Annotated in this window: 10 protein-coding genes and 3 tRNA genes; 7 read left to right on the top strand and 6 right to left on the bottom strand. The window is 40.5% G+C overall.

Features of this window, described 5'->3' with window-relative positions:
* Positions 1 to 46 precede the first annotated feature (46 nt).
* On the bottom strand, positions 47 to 1,243 hold the full coding sequence (locus UXI14_RS01250; protein WP_335964442.1) for an LETM1-related biofilm-associated protein: 1,197 nt from the start codon (positions 1,241 to 1,243) through the stop codon (positions 47 to 49).
* 499 nt (positions 1,244 to 1,742) lie between these two features.
* On the opposite strand from UXI14_RS01250, the gene mgrA reads away from it, so the two are divergent.
* A complete protein-coding gene (gene mgrA / locus UXI14_RS01245) occupies positions 1,743 to 2,741 on the top strand; it encodes an L-glyceraldehyde 3-phosphate reductase (protein WP_335964441.1) in 999 nt (332 codons plus the stop codon).
* A 50-nt stretch (positions 2,742 to 2,791) separates the two neighbouring features.
* Here mgrA and UXI14_RS01240 read toward each other — a convergent pair whose 3' ends face one another.
* Both UXI14_RS01240 and UXI14_RS01235 read right to left on the bottom strand, forming a co-directional pair.
* A complete protein-coding gene (locus tag UXI14_RS01240; RefSeq protein ID WP_335964440.1) occupies positions 2,792 to 3,541 on the bottom strand; it encodes a C40 family peptidase in 750 nt (249 codons plus the stop codon).
* 24 nt (positions 3,542 to 3,565) lie between these two features.
* Positions 3,566 to 4,741: an acetyl-CoA C-acyltransferase gene (locus tag UXI14_RS01235; protein ID WP_335964439.1), complete on the bottom strand. Its 1,176-nt coding sequence runs from the start codon at positions 4,739 to 4,741 to the stop codon at positions 3,566 to 3,568.
* A 122-nt stretch (positions 4,742 to 4,863) separates the two neighbouring features.
* Between UXI14_RS01235 and UXI14_RS01230 the strand changes: the two genes are divergently transcribed.
* From UXI14_RS01230 to UXI14_RS01210, 5 genes are all read left to right on the top strand, one after another.
* Complete coding sequence (locus UXI14_RS01230; protein ID WP_335964438.1) at positions 4,864 to 6,912, top strand: HDIG domain-containing metalloprotein; 2,049 nt, start codon at positions 4,864 to 4,866, stop codon at positions 6,910 to 6,912.
* 133 nt (positions 6,913 to 7,045) lie between these two features.
* A tRNA-Ser gene (locus UXI14_RS01225) sits at positions 7,046 to 7,129 on the top strand.
* A gap of 136 nt (positions 7,130 to 7,265) precedes the next feature.
* Positions 7,266 to 7,505 carry a GIY-YIG nuclease family protein gene (locus tag UXI14_RS01220; RefSeq protein WP_335964437.1) on the top strand — a complete coding sequence of 80 codons (240 nt, stop codon included), beginning with the start codon at positions 7,266 to 7,268 and terminating at the stop codon, positions 7,503 to 7,505.
* A 6-nt stretch (positions 7,506 to 7,511) separates the two neighbouring features.
* Positions 7,512 to 7,586 (top strand) — tRNA-Pro (locus UXI14_RS01215).
* A gap of 92 nt (positions 7,587 to 7,678) precedes the next feature.
* Positions 7,679 to 7,752 (top strand) — tRNA-Arg (locus UXI14_RS01210).
* Positions 7,753 to 8,021: 269 nt separating this feature from the next.
* On the opposite strand, the gene UXI14_RS01205 is transcribed toward UXI14_RS01210, so the two are convergent.
* The 3 genes from UXI14_RS01205 to UXI14_RS01195 form a co-directional block, all read right to left on the bottom strand.
* Positions 8,022 to 8,420 (bottom strand): STAS/SEC14 domain-containing protein, encoded by a 399-nt coding sequence (locus UXI14_RS01205; RefSeq protein ID WP_335964436.1) that lies wholly within the window; start codon positions 8,418 to 8,420, stop codon positions 8,022 to 8,024.
* A gap of 115 nt (positions 8,421 to 8,535) precedes the next feature.
* Entirely contained in the window at positions 8,536 to 9,909 is a 1,374-nt protein-coding gene (gene rimK, locus UXI14_RS01200; RefSeq protein WP_277898787.1) for a 30S ribosomal protein S6--L-glutamate ligase, read from the bottom strand.
* A 116-nt stretch (positions 9,910 to 10,025) separates the two neighbouring features.
* Complete coding sequence (locus tag UXI14_RS01195) at positions 10,026 to 12,578, bottom strand: ATP-dependent Clp protease ATP-binding subunit (RefSeq protein ID WP_335964542.1); 2,553 nt, start codon at positions 12,576 to 12,578, stop codon at positions 10,026 to 10,028.
* Between the two features lie 266 nt (positions 12,579 to 12,844).
* Between UXI14_RS01195 and gyrA the strand changes: the two genes are divergently transcribed.
* Positions 12,845 to 15,400 (top strand): DNA gyrase subunit A, encoded by a 2,556-nt coding sequence (gene gyrA, locus UXI14_RS01190; protein WP_335964435.1) that lies wholly within the window; start codon positions 12,845 to 12,847, stop codon positions 15,398 to 15,400.
* The last annotated feature ends 6 nt before the right edge of the window (positions 15,401 to 15,406 follow it).

Genomic DNA, 15,406 nt, shown 5'->3' with positions numbered 1-15,406 from the left:
CCCCGTGCACAATTTTGTGGCAGTGGGGCAAAAAATTGTGCCAAAGCTATTCTTCGTCTATACGGTTATCGTCAAAGGCAGAGGGGAGGAGCTTTGGTATCAATTTTATAAAAATAGGGAGCAATATGGCCCCGCCGGGCAGCGCAAAAATGGCCAAGGACGGAATGGATTTAAAAATGTCCAGCAATTGTTCCTTTATTTTCCTGCGTTCCTCGTCAGAGAGGTCGGTAGTGGTAGATTTTCCCAGTAAATAGATAAGTTCCTTGCTTTCGGTAAGCTCTTTTACCAAGCGTTTGCTGTTTCTTTTTATCAATCGCTTTACCAATGTGTGCGAATTGTCGAAAAACTGCATAATGGGGTGCGCACTCTTAAAAAGCGATACGCGGTCTTTGTATTTTTCAAAAAAAACGCTCACATGGTTTATGGATTCTGTTACCATGTTGTCGTCGAGCCTTAAATCTTTGCCGGTGCCAAAGATAAATTCAGATTCCTTGTAATCTACCGAGTGATCTTCCCAAGCGGCCAGGCATACCATGTCTATAAAGTATTTTTTTTCGGGCAAAGAGAAATCACCTTTCAATTTATCCCGGTAGGTACCGTCAAATTGTTCGTCTTCTACATTGTTGTACAGCAACGATGCGTTAAAGAGCTTGAGCAGTTGGTTATCGTTCTCGGTTTTTTCCTGTTTGGCGTTAATGGCGTGGTATGCCAGGTTAATAAGGATACTTTCCATTTTTTTGGCATGCGGGCGTAGGTTTTTGTGTCCGTTTAGGTGTTTGGTGTACATCAAAACATCTACGTACAGGAGCGAATTGGTAAGTATCTTGCTAAAATTTTTGGTAAGCAGATTATCGAGTATATGCACGCGGTTGTGCACGATTTTTTCCAATCTTGCGCTTGGTTTCTTCCCCGTGAACAGGTTGTCTATAAAAGAAATCTTTTCGGCCTCAAGATCATCATAAAAAAGCAGGACATCGTTTAAAAAATCTGTAAAATTGCCGCCATCGGCGCAATAAAACTGGTAAGTGCCGTGCAAAGCCGTGAGCAGGTTAACCTTTGCCATTTCATCTTCAGAGAGATCGTTGTTTGACTGTAAAATGCCCGGAATATCCACATTGGCACCGTAAATAAAGCCAAGTTTTCTCATTTCTGTGTACAAAACCTCGGCAGAAGGATAAAGAATTTCCTTCTTTTTTACTATTGAGCCATATTTATCGATCCAGCCTTGCGCAGAAGGATTCATACTGATGAAAATTTATACTGCTAAAATACAATAGTTAATGTAAATACATAATTAAACCATAGGGATGCTTTTCTGTTTGGCACCCGTACAAAACCTATAAAAAACTTTACTTCCCGGCTTTTATTGTACAACATGCTGCCAAAAAACAGTAACGGGCACGGCCATAGAAAATTTTTGTGCAAAAAAATAAAACCGGCCTTCAACTTATTACGTAAGTAGTACCGAAAGATAAGTTTTTTTGGTTAATAGCCCATTCGCTCCCGTACCAATGGGAGCAATTGGGCTTTAATGCTCACTCGATGAGTTAAAATTTAGGTTTTTTGTTAGGTTTAAAAGCGCTTGGCTCTATATAGCTGGCGCTTTTTGCCGTTTGGTTGAAATATGTTGGATTTATGCCGAAAACATTAAAAAATGTTGATTTTAATGGCATTTGTGCCGGTGCATGGCAGTAGTCTTGTACATTTATGTTAATTTTATGTCTCAAGAAAACCTATATTAAATGAAAAAATACAAACCCGCCGAAAACCGATACGAACAAATGCAATACCGCCGCTGCGGAAAAAGCGGAATAGACCTTCCGCTGTTATCGTTGGGATTATGGCACAACTTTGGCGATAACGACGATTTTGACAATGCCGCAAAGCTATTGCGTACTGCATTCGACCATGGAATTACACATTTTGACCTTGCCAACAATTATGGCCCCCCATATGGTTCTGCCGAGAAGAATTTTGGCAAAATATTTAAACGCGACTTTAAAAAATACAGAGACGAGCTCATTATCTCTACAAAGGCAGGCTGGGATATGTGGCCCGGACCCTATGGGAATTTTGGGTCCCGCAAATATTTAATTTCCAGTTTGGACCAGTCTTTAAAAAGAATGAAACTGGACTATGTGGATATTTTTTATCATCACCGGCCCGACCCAAATACGCCATTGGAAGAAACCATGGGCGCCCTGGACCAAATAGTGCGACAGGGAAAGGCATTATATGTTGGAATATCTCAATACAACGCCGCCGATACCAAAAAAGCGGCAAAAATATTAAAAGAACAGGGAACACCGTTCTTGATTCATCAACCAAGGTACAATATGATGGACCGTTGGGTAGAAAACGGGCTTTTGGACGCCTTGGACGAGGTGGGCATTGGCAGTATCGTGTTTTCTCCGCTCGAACAAGGAATTTTAACATCAAAATACCTCGGAGGGATCCCAAAAGATTCGCGGGCCGCTACCGAAGGGAGTTATCTGGATGCTTCGCGCATAAAACCCGAACTTGTTGAAAAAATACAAAAGCTCAACGATATAGCCGAAGCCCGGGGGCAAAGTCTGGCACAAATGGCAATAGCCTGGTTGCTAAAGGATGTGCGGGTAACATCGGTATTGATTGGTGCGAGCAGGGTGTCTCAGCTAAAGGATAACCTAGAAGCTATAAAGAATATAAAGTTTACCAAAACAGAATTGAACAAAATAGATAAAATTATAGTGGATAAATAAAAACTAAAGCCACTGTTCATTTTTATTTTGGACAGTGGCTTTTAATAAGTTTATATTATCTTTTTTATGACCCGCAATTTATGCGAATGTGTTTTGGTATCTACATTAAAGATTCCGGTATGGTCAATGCGGTCTATCCTAACTTTTCCATGGGCATGGATAATGTAATTATCTTTCATAATAATACCAACGTGGATAATATTGCCTTCATCATCATCAAAAAAAGCAAGGTCGCCGGGCTCACTTTCTTCAATAAAGCTTAAAGCTTCACCTTGCGATGCCTGCTGGGCTGCATTCCTTAACAATTTATGGCCGTTTAGTTTGTATACCATTTGTGCAAATCCGGAGCTATCGATTCCAAAAGGTGTTTTTCCGCCCCATAAATAAGGAGTATTAAGGTACAGATAAGCAGTCTCGATAATATTTTCTTTTGGCAAGACGCCTTGTTTTGTTTCACCGTCGAAACTCCCGGAAAGGTGTTCGGTAGCCTTTACGTTGCAGCCCAAAGGAATGGGGAGCAGGTTATTTTGATTGTCGTATACAAATTCAACTAAATCGGCAGACAATACAAGTTTTTCCTTTTCTACAATATGGTATAGTTCTTCATCTATAAGCTGGTATTGGGTATTCTCTATCCACCCTTCGTATTTGTCGAATGCCAAGCGTATTTTACTCCATTGTTTTCTGCGTTCCAGTACTTTAAAATGGTCGCCATAAAGCACTTGTGAGCTAAGTTCGCCTATATGTTGGGGCTCATTACGTAAAGGAACGATACTTAGATGACAAATTCCATATTGCATTTAGCTGATGATTAGGTATAAATATTAATTTCTTTCAATTACAATGGCCGAAGCACCACCGCCGCCGTTACAAATGGCCGCGGCACCTTTTTTAGCGTTATTTTGTTCTAAAACGCTTAGTAGGGTAATCAAGATACGCACTCCGGAGCACCCCAATGGATGCCCGAGGGACACAGCACCTCCGTTTACGTTTACCTTATCGTCTGTAAGCCCTAAAATTTTCATATTGGCGAGACCCACTACCGAAAAAGCTTCGTTAAACTCAAAGAAATCAATATCATTTAGTTTCAGTCCGGCTTTATCAAGCGCTTTTGGCAATGCTTTTGCTGGGGCCGTGGTAAACCATTCCGGCTCTTGAGCGGCATCTGCATAGCTTAAAATAGTGGCCAATGGTTTTAACCCTAATTCCTTGGCCTTTTCCCCGCTCATTAATACCACTGCTCCGGCACCATCGTTTATAGTAGAAGCATTGGCTGCCGTTACCGTTCCTTCTTTTGTAAATGCAGGTCTTAATGACGGTATTTTATCGAGCTTTACATTTCTGTATTCTTCATCTTCCTTAAATAGAATGGGTTCACCACGGCGTTGAGGGACTTCTACGGGAACAACTTCATTGGCAAATTTTCCTTCTTCCCATGCTTTGGCAGACCTTTTGTATGATTGAATGGCAAATGCATCCTGATCTTCACGTGTAAACTTGTATTTTGTGGCACATGCATCGGCACATACGCCCATTGCATTTTGGTCGTATGCATCTACAAGTCCATCTTTTTGGAGCCCGTCGATTAATTGGCCGGGGCCAAATTTTGTTCCTTGTCGCATATGTACGTAATGAGGGATAAGGCTCATGTTTTCCATTCCTCCGGCTACAACAATAGATGCATCTCCCAGGGCAATAGCCTGCGCACCTTGCATAATGGCTTTCATGCCGCTGGCACAAACTTTATTGACCGTGGTACATGGAACCGTGTTTGGTATTCCGGCAAAAATGGCGGCTTGCCTTGCCGGGGCTTGCCCTTCACCTGCTTGCACTACATTTCCCATCAATACTTCCTCAATCAAAGCAGGGTCCAGGTTTATTTTGTCAAGAGCCCCACGAATAGCAACAGCACCCAATTTAGGCGCAGGCACCGTAGATAGAGAGCCCAAAAAGCTTCCTATGGGGGTTCTGGCAGCCGATACAATTACAACTTTGTTCATAATACTCGTTTTATTGTTGCGAATTTAGTTAATTTAAAAAGATATTCACAAGAACTTCCTTTTTAATAAATATCAATAAGGATACTATTTTTTGTTACATTTGAATATCAATACCCTGTTAAATGAAGCGATTTTTAGACAACTTATATAAAAATCAATCTATAGTTTATAAAGGATTTTTATTTATAGCCACTATTGTTTTGATAGTTTATCTTTTCCCAAAAGGAGGGAAATTTAAATATGATTTTCAAAAAGGAAAATTGTGGCAATATGAAACTTTATACGCACCGTTCGATTTTGCCATATATAAAACCGATGCGGAAATAAAAAAAGACAAAGAAGCCATACAGGCCAACCATCCTGATTATTTTAGGTATGAAGATGCCATAACAGATGCCGTTTACAACGGTTTCGACGAAAAGTTTAACTCATATTTCCCTTCGGATGATTACGGTAAGAGCGAAAGGGATCGGTTATATTCGTATGGGCAGGAACTGCTTAATACCATATATGAAAAAGGGGTTGTACAGTTTAACTCTGATTATACAGACGATAGCGTTGTGAATGTGGTTAAGAGAAATGAAGAAAGAACGGTTTTATATGGAAGTTTTGTTAAACTAAATCAAATAGACCGGTTAATAAGCACTTTTATAAAAGAAAAAGGGCTTACCGAATATAAATCTCAATACAACAGCCTCTATTTTGATATTATTCAACCAAATGTCTTCTTTGATGAAGTACTTACCGCGAAAACATTAGAACGTGAACTGGCAAAGGTAACAACCACAAGGGGGAACATAGATAAAGGAAAACGGATTATTGCCAAAGGCGAAGTTGTAGAAGGCGAAAAATACAATATTTTAAGTTCCCTCCGGAAAGAATACCAGTCTAAACTGTGGAGCGAAAGTAATTATAACTGGATTGTATTCGGGTATACCATTTTGGTGGGGATTACACTGTTTATGTTGCTGTTGTTTTTACAAAAATACCGTCAAGAAGTATTTATAAACAACAACAAGGTAACATTTATTTTCTTTAATATTTTGGTGATGATATTCTTAACAACCACGGTAGTTAAGTTTAATGTAGATTATGTGTATGTCGTTCCGTTGTGTATCATGCCCTTGATATTAAAAGCATTCTTCGACCCACGGCTGGGCTTGTTCACGCATGTTTTAACCGTGTTGTTGTTAGGCTTTATCGTGCCCAATAGTTTTGAATATGTTTTTCTTCAAATTATTGCGGGGATCGTAACCATTCAAACTATTTCCGAACTGCATAAAAGAGCCAATCTGTTTATATCGGTAGCACAGATTACCTTGGTGTACATTATAGCGTATTTTGCATTTTATGTGATCCATGAAGGAAATTTTGAAAACATACATTGGATAACATTTGGGTTGTTTGTATTGAACGGGTTAGCAACGCTGGCCGCATTTCCATTGATTTACATTTACGAAAAATTGTTTTCATTGGTGTCTGATGTTTCTTTATTGGAATTATCCGATACGAATTCCAAATTGTTAAAAGAATTATCCGACAAAGCACCGGGAACCTTTCATCATTCCCTGCAAGTGGCAAACCTAGCGGAAGCAGCAGCCAATGAAATTGGGGCAAACTCCATGTTGGTAAGGGTAGGGGCATTGTATCACGATATAGGGAAAATGAACAATCCAACTTATTTTACCGAAAACCAGACTACAAGTGTAAATCCCCACAACGAGCTATCGCCCGAGGAAAGTGCCAAAATTATCATCGATCATGTTATTGAGGGGATTGAATTGGCAAAGAAAAATAATTTGCCCGATCGGGTAATAGATTTTATACGTACCCACCACGGGACATCCTTGGTTTATTATTTTTACAGAAAAGCTTACGATTTAAACGAAAATGTTTCAAAAGAAGATTTTCAATATCCGGGCCCCATTCCGTATTCAAAGGAAACAGCAATATTGATGATGTCGGATTCGGTTGAAGCAGCATCTAAAAGTTTAAAAAACCCCACATTCACGATTATTAACGATTTTGTAGAAAAAATTGTTACAAAGCAAATAGACGAAGGTCAGTTTTTAAATGCAAATATTACTTTTAAGGAAATAGAACAAATAAAAAAGGTGCTAAAACAAAAATTGACAAATATATACCATTTACGAATAGAATATCCGGAGTAGTATTTTATTGGTAGCTAGGAAAGTACTTTTTTACTTTAAAAATAATTAAAAAAATAGTTGCATTGTTCTAGATGAACTACTACATTTGCATCCGCAATTTTAGGTTGCACGTTCATAATTAATATAAAGAATTGGAGAGGTGCCGGAGTGGTAACGGAGCAGATTGCTAATCTGTCGGCGGGTAACTGTCGCCAGGGTTCGAATCCCTGTCTCTCCGCTTTTATTTTTCGATGTTATTTATTTCATAAACCGAAAAAAATCGGGGTGTAGCGTAGCCCGGTTATTGCGCCGCGTTTGGGACGCGGAGGTCGTCACGCTTGAGGCGTGACCACCCCAAACATATGAAATGAAAAATGGATTATGTGGTTTATATATTGTTCAGCGAAGGTATTTCGCAATATTATGCTGGGCAAACCGAAAACATTGAAAAAAGAATAATCAGGCACAATCGGGGCTTGGTGAAATCGACCAAAAGGGGAGTGTCTTGGAAGTTGATAAAAATAATACCAGTTTCAAGCAGAGCAGAAGCTATGAAACTGGAAAGAAAAGTTAAAAAACGAGGAATAAAAAGGTTTCTTGCCGATTTAACTTAACACCTTCGGGGTGTAGCGTAGCCCGGTTATCGCGCCGCGTTTGGGACGCGGAGGTCGCAGGTTCGAATCCTGCCACCCCGACAAAAGATGGAGGTCGTCGCGCTTGAGGCGTGACCACCCCGACAAAAGATGGAGGTCGTCACGCTTGAGGTATGGCCGTCTCAATTTACAATGGTCGCGTAGCTCAGTTGGATAGAGCATCTGCCTTCTAAGCAGACGGTCCCAGGTTCGAATCCTGGCGCGATCACAAAAACCCTGCAACCATTTGGTTGCAGGGTTTTTGTTTTTGTGAAGTTATTTTTTGATACAAAGCATATTATTTTATCTGATATGATTCTTTTTTATGTATTACCATAAAATTTAATTAATTTGAAATCTAATTTTTGAGGTGTAGTGAAGAAGAAATGAAGCTTCAAAGCCAAAGCTCCGGAAGTATTAGGTTCAAGTTATAGCGCTTGTCTCTGCACTATCACGAGCGTCACACTCGTTTCGGGAATAAGTAAGCAGGGGAAAACATTATTGGTCATTGCAATTGGCATGAACCCATTGAATGGCATTCTCAATATTTCGGAAAAGTTTCATTTCTTTCCCGTAAAAATATTTTTCTATTTTATAATTGTGCTTAAATATTTCTTTGGTAGAAACAATGGCTACGGCCTTTAGGTTTTCGACCTCTTTAATATATGCATACAAAGCGGGGTCTATGGCATACGAATTTTTTCTTAAGGAAATGTACCCAAAGTTTTTGTTTCGGTAATGTATTTCGGCCAATGAGGCCAATGATGAAATATTTTCCAACGTAAGGTCTATACCATCATTCATAGAGCCAATGGCAAAATTGGGGTAAATCTCTATATACCCAAAATCCAGCGTATATGCTTTTATTAACCGATGCTTGGAAGTAAGTGCATTCATGTGGCAAAATTACGCTATTTCCAAAGCAAATTGTAGTGGCCTTTTAAATATTAGATTAACTACATTTTTATTAGATAAATTGATGTGGTGCTTAAAAAAAGATAATGGTTATATGTTATTTTTTAGCTTTCCAGTTCAATTTTTTTTCAATAGATTTTATCATGAGCCCTGCAATGTCTATGTCGGTAGCGGTTTCGATCCCTTCCAAACCTGGCGACGAATTTACTTCCAATAGGAGCGGGCCTTTGGAAGAACGTATAATGTCTACCCCGGCAACGTCCAGTCCCATGGCTTTGGTGGCTTTTACGGCAATCTTTTTTTCAGCCGATGTTAATTTGATTAACGATGCCGTTCCGCCAAGGTGCATGTTTGCCCTAAACTCTCCCGGAGGTGCTTCCCGTTGCATGGCCGCAACTACTTTTCCGTCAATAACAAAACAACGGATATCTTTGCCGTTGGCTTCTTTTATAAATTCCTGCACAAGAATGTATGCATTAAGGCTTTTAAAGGCATTAATAACACTTTCGGCCGCTTTTTTGGTTTCGGCCAGCACAACGCCTTTTCCTTGCGTTCCTTCCAGTAATTTTATAATAAGAGGTGAGCCACCAACCATTTTTATTAGGTCATTAGTGTCTAGCGGGGAGTTTGCAAACCCCGTTGTGGGAATGCTTACGCCGTTTTTAAGGAGCAATTGCAACGAAAAAAGCTTGTCCCGAGACTGCCTAATGGCTTCGGCTTTGTTAAGGCAGGCTATGTGTATAGACTCGAAATGCCTGGCCAGTGAGCACCCGTAATAGGTCATGCTCGGCCTGATTCTCGGGATTATGGCGTCGAGATCGTTTAAAATCTTTCCGCCACGGTAATGTATTTCCGGCGTTTCTGCATCCAGTTTCATATAACATTGCCGGATATTGAAAAACTCTACTTCGTGCCCCATGCGTTCCCCGGCTTCAATGATCCTCCGGTTACTGTATAAATTGGGGTTGCTGGCCAGTAATCCAATTTTTAAGCCTCCTTGATTTTGTACATTGGCCTTGTAGCGTTTGTTTACGTCTTCATCGCTTAGGTCGCCAAAAATAAAGCTGCTTTCTGGATCTACAATCAATCTCCCCATCATGGCTTCCCTTCCAAGGAGCATGCGGTAGCCCATACTGTCTCTATTGGTCAAGGAAACTTCAATATCCCAAGTGGTGTCGTTTATATTGAGCGTAGTTTTAATTATGTACCTATTCTCGCGGTTTCCGGTAGAGCTTTTTATAACACGCTTGTCTATAACAACGGCCTCGCAATGAATAACCTTTTTACCGTTATGCTGAATAGGGTATACGTCAAAGGTGACCCAAGTTTCGTTATTCCTCTGAAAGGGCTGGATATTAACAGCGTGTAGGGCAGAAGTTTTGGCACCGCTGTCTACCCTTACTTTTATGGTTGGAATCTCTAGTTCTGGTAATGATACCCATTCTTGGCTACCAATGATCGTTTTACTCATTTATTTTAATTTGATTCACTTCTAAGTTAAGAAGAATTTTAGAGCGGATAAAATTAAATAAAAAAACGTGCGATAATTAATACCGCACGCTTTAATATTTGAAATTATTTTAATGTTTACGATTCAGCAGATTTTTCTGCTTTCTCGATAGTAATGGTAAGTTCTTCCTTTTCAGAAATTAAGTCCATTAAAATGCTATCGCCTTCAGTTAACTTGGAAGTAATGATTTCTTCCGCCAGGGCGTCTTCAATATATTTTTGAATGGCCCTTTTTAACGGCCTTGCCCCATATTGCTTGTCGAAACCTTTATCGGCTATGTAGTCTTTGGCCTTATCGGTTAGTTTTAAATGATAACCCAGACCTTCAATACGCAGGTAAAGTTTTTCCAGTTCGATGTCGATAATCTTGTGGATATCTTCTTTTTCCAATGGATTGAATACGACAACATCGTCAATTCGGTTTAAAAACTCTGGAGCAAAAGCTTTTTTAAGGGCATTTTCGATAACACTTCTAGAGTGCTCATCGGCCTGTGCCTTTTTAGCTGAAGTTCCAAAACCAACTCCTTGACCAAAATCTTTTAATTGACGCGCACCAATGTTGGATGTCATGATGATGATGGTGTTCCTGAAATCTATTTTTCTTCCCAGGCTATCGGTAATGTAACCATCGTCTAAAACCTGAAGCAACATGTTAAACACATCGGGGTGCGCTTTTTCTACCTCGTCGAGGAGAATAACGGCATAGGGTTTTCTTCTTACTTTTTCGGTAAGTTGCCCGCCTTCTTCGTAACCTACATATCCCGGAGGTGCGCCTATTAATCTCGACACGGCAAATTTTTCCATGTATTCGCTCATGTCGATTCTAATTAAGGCGTCGTCCGAATCGAACAATTTATTGGCCAACACTTTAGCCAATTGGGTTTTTCCAACCCCTGTTTGTCCTAAAAATATAAACGAGCCAATTGGTTTGTCGGGATCTTTAAGCCCGGCACGGTTACGCTGTATTGCTTTTACAACCTTGGCAACCGCTTCGTCCTGACCAATAACTTTTCCTTTTATGAGTTTGGGCAGTTCGGCCAATTTAGAGCTTTCTGCCTGCGCTATACGGGTTACGGGAACCCCGCTCATCATGGAAACCACGTCGGCCACGCTTTCGTCCGTAACGGTTTCCCTGTGGAGTTTGCTTTCTTCTTCCCATTGATCCTGTGCCTGCGCTAATTCTTTTTCCAAACGTTTTTCGTCGTCCCTTAATTTAGCAGCCTCCTCGTATTTTTGCTTTTTGACTACGGAATTTTTAAGTTCTTTTACATCTTCCAGCTGTTTTTCGAGCTCTAGGATTTGTTTTGGAACTTCCATGTTGGTTATATGGACACGGGATCCGGCTTCGTCTAAAGCATCAATAGCCTTGTCGGGCAAGAAACGGTCGGTTATGTACCTATTGGTTAGCTTAACGCACGATACAATGGCTTCTTCGGTATAGATTACATTGTGGTGTTCTTCATATTTATCTTTAATATTATGAAGTATTTCAATGGTTTCCTCTACCGAAGTAGGTTCTACGATTACTTTTTGGAAGCGTCTTTCCAAGGCGCCGTCTTTTTCAATATACTGTCTGTATTCATCCAAAGTGGTGGCACCGATGCATTGAATTTCGCCCCTCGCCAGAGCCGGTTTGAACATATTGGAAGCATCGAGGCTTCCAGTGGCACCGCCGGCACCTACAATAGTGTGTATCTCGTCTATAAAAAGAATAATATCGTCGTTCTTTTCAAGTTCGTTCATTACGGCTTTCATACGCTCCTCAAACTGGCCACGGTATTTTGTGCCGGCAACCAACGAAGCCAAATCGAGCGTTACAACGCGCTTGTTGTAGAGTATCCTTGAAACTTTCTTTTTAACAATACGGAGCGCCAAGCCTTCGGCAATGGCACTTTTACCAACACCCGGTTCGCCAATAAGCAATGGGTTGTTTTTCTTTCTTCGGCTTAATATTTGAGAAACCCTTTCAATTTCTTTTTCTCTTCCAACAACTGGGTCCAATTTGTCCTCCTCGGCCAGTTGGGTAAGGTCCCTACCAAAATTGTCAAGGACCGGGGTTTTGGACTTTTTGTTTGATTTAGGGGTACTTCCCGTACCGCCAAAAGGATTGTCCCTTCCTTCTTCTCCTGCACCCGTTTCGTCTGAAAACGATTCGGATGTTGGCGAATCTATAAAATCGTCATCACTGGTAATCATAAGCTTGAATTGTTCTTTAACGTTGTCATAATCGATTTTAAGCTTATTTAGCAACTTTGTGGTCGGGTCGTTTTCATTCCTCAAGATACAAAGTAATAAGTGAGCTGTATTGATCGACGAACTTTGAAATAGTTTGGCCTCCAGAAAAGTAGTTTTTAATGCTCTTTCTGCTTGTCTGGTGAGATGCAAGTTGCGTTTGTCGTTCGCAGTTACATTAGTTCCAGGGTTTGAGGGGCTTAATATTTCTACTTTTCTCCTTAAATGATCAAGGTCTATGCTTAATGCAGTTAAAATGTCTATCGCTTTTCCGTTTCCGTCACGCAAAAGTCCGAGCATAAGATGTTCTGTGCCAATAAAGTCATGGCCTAAACGTAAGGCCTCTTCTTTACTATATGCTATAACATCTTTAACCCGAGGTGAAAAATTATCATCCATACTTCTCTCTTTCTTCAATTAAAAATAGTAAAACAACTACAAGTAGGCAAAAACTATACCCTAATTAATTAGAATTAGGACTACTTTTAGCTAATAGACAAAAAAACTCGGCAAAATCAAAAAAATTAACATTCAATTTATTAACCTTTTCGCAGCTGTTCTTTGTTGATAAAAACATGAAAAAACCTTTTAACGGAAAGCGAAAGCGTCTATAAAATACGTATATTGGCACGATTTATAATTAAAACATACATAAAATATTTAATATGGCAGAAGGAGAAAAGCTGATCCCTATTAATATTGAGGACGAGATGAAATCGGCTTACATTGATTATTCAATGTCGGTCATTGTGTCACGTGCTCTACCAGATGTTAGGGACGGACTAAAACCTGTTCACCGACGCGTTTTGTTCGGGATGCATGAATTGGGAGTTAGATCTAACAGTTCTTATAAAAAATCTGCGAGAATTGTAGGAGAAGTTCTAGGTAAGTATCACCCGCACGGAGATACTTCCGTTTACGATACCATGGTGCGGATGGCCCAAAGCTGGAGCTTACGCTACATGATGGTAGATGGTCAGGGGAACTTTGGATCGATAGATGGAGACAGCCCGGCGGCAATGCGTTATACCGAAGCCCGTATGCGGAAAATATCAGAAGATATGCTTGCTGATATTGATAAAGATACCGTAGATCATCAGTTAAACTTCGACGATACCTTAAAAGAACCTAAAGTACTTCCTACCAGGGTGCCAAACCTATTGATAAATGGTGCATCGGGGATTGCTGTGGGAATGGCCACCAATATGCCCCCGCACAACCTATCGGAAGTTATAGACGGTACCGTAGCCTATATAGAAAACAGCGATATAGAGATAGACGAGCTCATCGAGCACGTAAAGGCCCCCGATTTTCCAACTGGAGGTATTATTTACGGCTACGATGGCGTTCGTGAAGCTTTTAAAACCGGAAGGGGGCGCGTGGTAATGCGTGCCAAGGCCCATACGGAAGAAGTTAACGGAAGAGAGTCTATCGTTGTAACCGAAATTCCATATCAGGTCAACAAGGCAGACATGATTAAGAAAACGGCAGACCTTGTTAACGATAAAAAAATTGAAGGGATTTCGAACATCCGTGACGAATCGGACAGAAACGGGATGCGCATTGTTTATATCTTAAAGCGCGATGCCATTCCAAATATTGTTTTAAATACACTTTATAAATACACCGCACTGCAATCTTCGTTTAGCGTAAACAATATTGCACTGGTAAACGGTAGGCCGCAATTGCTTAATTTGAAAGACATGATCCACCATTTTGTGGAACACCGTCATGAAGTAGTTGTAAGAAGGACCGAATACGAACTGCGCAAAGCGGAAGAACGGGCCCATATTCTTGAAGGCTTGATTATTGCTTCTGATAATATAGACGAAGTAATTGCCATTATCCGGGCTTCCAGCAATGCAGATGAAGCGCGTACCAAATTAATAGAACGTTTTAAACTGTCGGAAATCCAGGCCAAGGCAATCGTAGAAATGCGGTTGAGACAATTAACGGGGCTGGAACAGGACAAACTGCGTTCTGAATATGAAGAAATTAAAAAATTCATTGATGATTGTAAAGATATTCTTGCCCGTAAAGAGCGTAGAATGGACATCATCAAAGAAGAACTTCTGGAAGTAAAAGATAAATACGGAGATGAACGTCGCTCTCAAATAGAATACGCCGGAGGCGATTTGAGCATTGAGGACATGATCCCGGACGAGCAAGTGGTTATTACCATTTCTCATGCGGGTTACATTAAAAGGACACCGCTTACCGAATACAAAACCCAAAATAGGGGCGGGGTGGGCCAAAAAGGCTCTTCAACAAGGAACGAAGACTTCTTGGAGCATTTGTTCGTGGGTACCAACCACCAATACATGTTGTTCTTTACCCAAAAAGGAAAATGTTTCTGGATGCGCGTTTACGAAATCCCCGAAGGGAGCAAAACTTCCAAAGGAAGGGCTATCCAAAACCTAATCAATATTGAACAGGACGATAAGGTAAAAGCTTTTATTTGCACCAAAGATTTAAAAGACGAAGAATATATCAACAGTCATTTTGTCATAATGGCCACAAACAAAGGTGTGGTCAAGAAAACGTCACTTGAGCAATATTCGCGTCCGCGCCAAAATGGTATCAATGCCATAACCATTCGGGAAGGCGACGAACTTTTGGAGGCAAAGCTAACCACCGGAAACAGCCAAATACTGCTTGCGGTCAAGTCTGGTAAAGCCATCCGGTTTGAAGAAAGCAAAACACGGCCAATGGGAAGAAATGCTTCTGGTGTACGTGGGATTACCCTTGCCGATGATAACGACGAGGTAGTCGGGATGGTTTCCGTTAACAATTTTGAAGAAAATATTTTAGTGGTTTCAGAAAATGGTTACGGAAAACGTACTTATCTGGACGACCCAGAAGATGGAGAAGCCGTTTACCGGATTACCAATCGTGGCGGTAAAGGAGTTAAAACCATGTCCATTACCGAAAAAACAGGTGCTTTGGTAGCTATCAAAAACGTGTCTGATGAAGACGACCTTATGATAATTACAAAATCTGGAGTAGCCATAAGAATGGCCATTGAAGATCTTAGGGTAATGGGCCGTGCCACACAAGGCGTAAAATTAATAAATTTGAAAAACGATTCCATTGCCGCTGTTGCCAAAGTGATGAAAGAAGAAGAGGAGATTGATGATGTGGAAGATATCGAGGTAAACGACGATGGCATAGATGTTGATTCGAATACGGAAGAAAACACAGATAACAACAATAACGAATAACACTTA

Origin of the sequence: Galbibacter sp. PAP.153, from assembly GCF_037029175.1 — a bacterium.
Classification (GTDB): Bacteria; Bacteroidota; Bacteroidia; order Flavobacteriales; family Flavobacteriaceae; genus Galbibacter; species Galbibacter pacificus.
The sequence above is the reverse complement of the archived record's forward strand: the minus strand, read 5'-3'. Positions and strand labels throughout refer to the sequence as shown.

Excerpts from the sequence above, each read along its gene's own strand:
- UXI14_RS01250 (WP_335964442.1), bottom strand. The coding sequence starts at position 1,243 with ATGAATCCTTCTGCGCAAGGCTGGATCGATAAATATGGCTCAATAGTA.
- mgrA (WP_335964441.1), top strand. The coding sequence starts at position 1,743 with ATGAAAAAATACAAACCCGCCGAAAACCGATACGAACAAATGCAATAC.
- UXI14_RS01240 (WP_335964440.1), bottom strand. The coding sequence starts at position 3,541 with ATGCAATATGGAATTTGTCATCTAAGTATCGTTCCTTTACGTAATGAG.
- UXI14_RS01235 (WP_335964439.1), bottom strand. The coding sequence starts at position 4,741 with ATGAACAAAGTTGTAATTGTATCGGCTGCCAGAACCCCCATAGGAAGC.
- UXI14_RS01230 (WP_335964438.1), top strand. The coding sequence starts at position 4,864 with ATGAAGCGATTTTTAGACAACTTATATAAAAATCAATCTATAGTTTAT.
- UXI14_RS01220 (WP_335964437.1), top strand. The coding sequence starts at position 7,266 with ATGGATTATGTGGTTTATATATTGTTCAGCGAAGGTATTTCGCAATAT.
- UXI14_RS01205 (WP_335964436.1), bottom strand. The coding sequence starts at position 8,420 with ATGAATGCACTTACTTCCAAGCATCGGTTAATAAAAGCATATACGCTG.
- rimK (WP_277898787.1), bottom strand. The coding sequence starts at position 9,909 with ATGAGTAAAACGATCATTGGTAGCCAAGAATGGGTATCATTACCAGAA.
- UXI14_RS01195 (WP_335964542.1), bottom strand. The coding sequence starts at position 12,578 with ATGGATGATAATTTTTCACCTCGGGTTAAAGATGTTATAGCATATAGT.
- gyrA (WP_335964435.1), top strand. The coding sequence starts at position 12,845 with ATGGCAGAAGGAGAAAAGCTGATCCCTATTAATATTGAGGACGAGATG.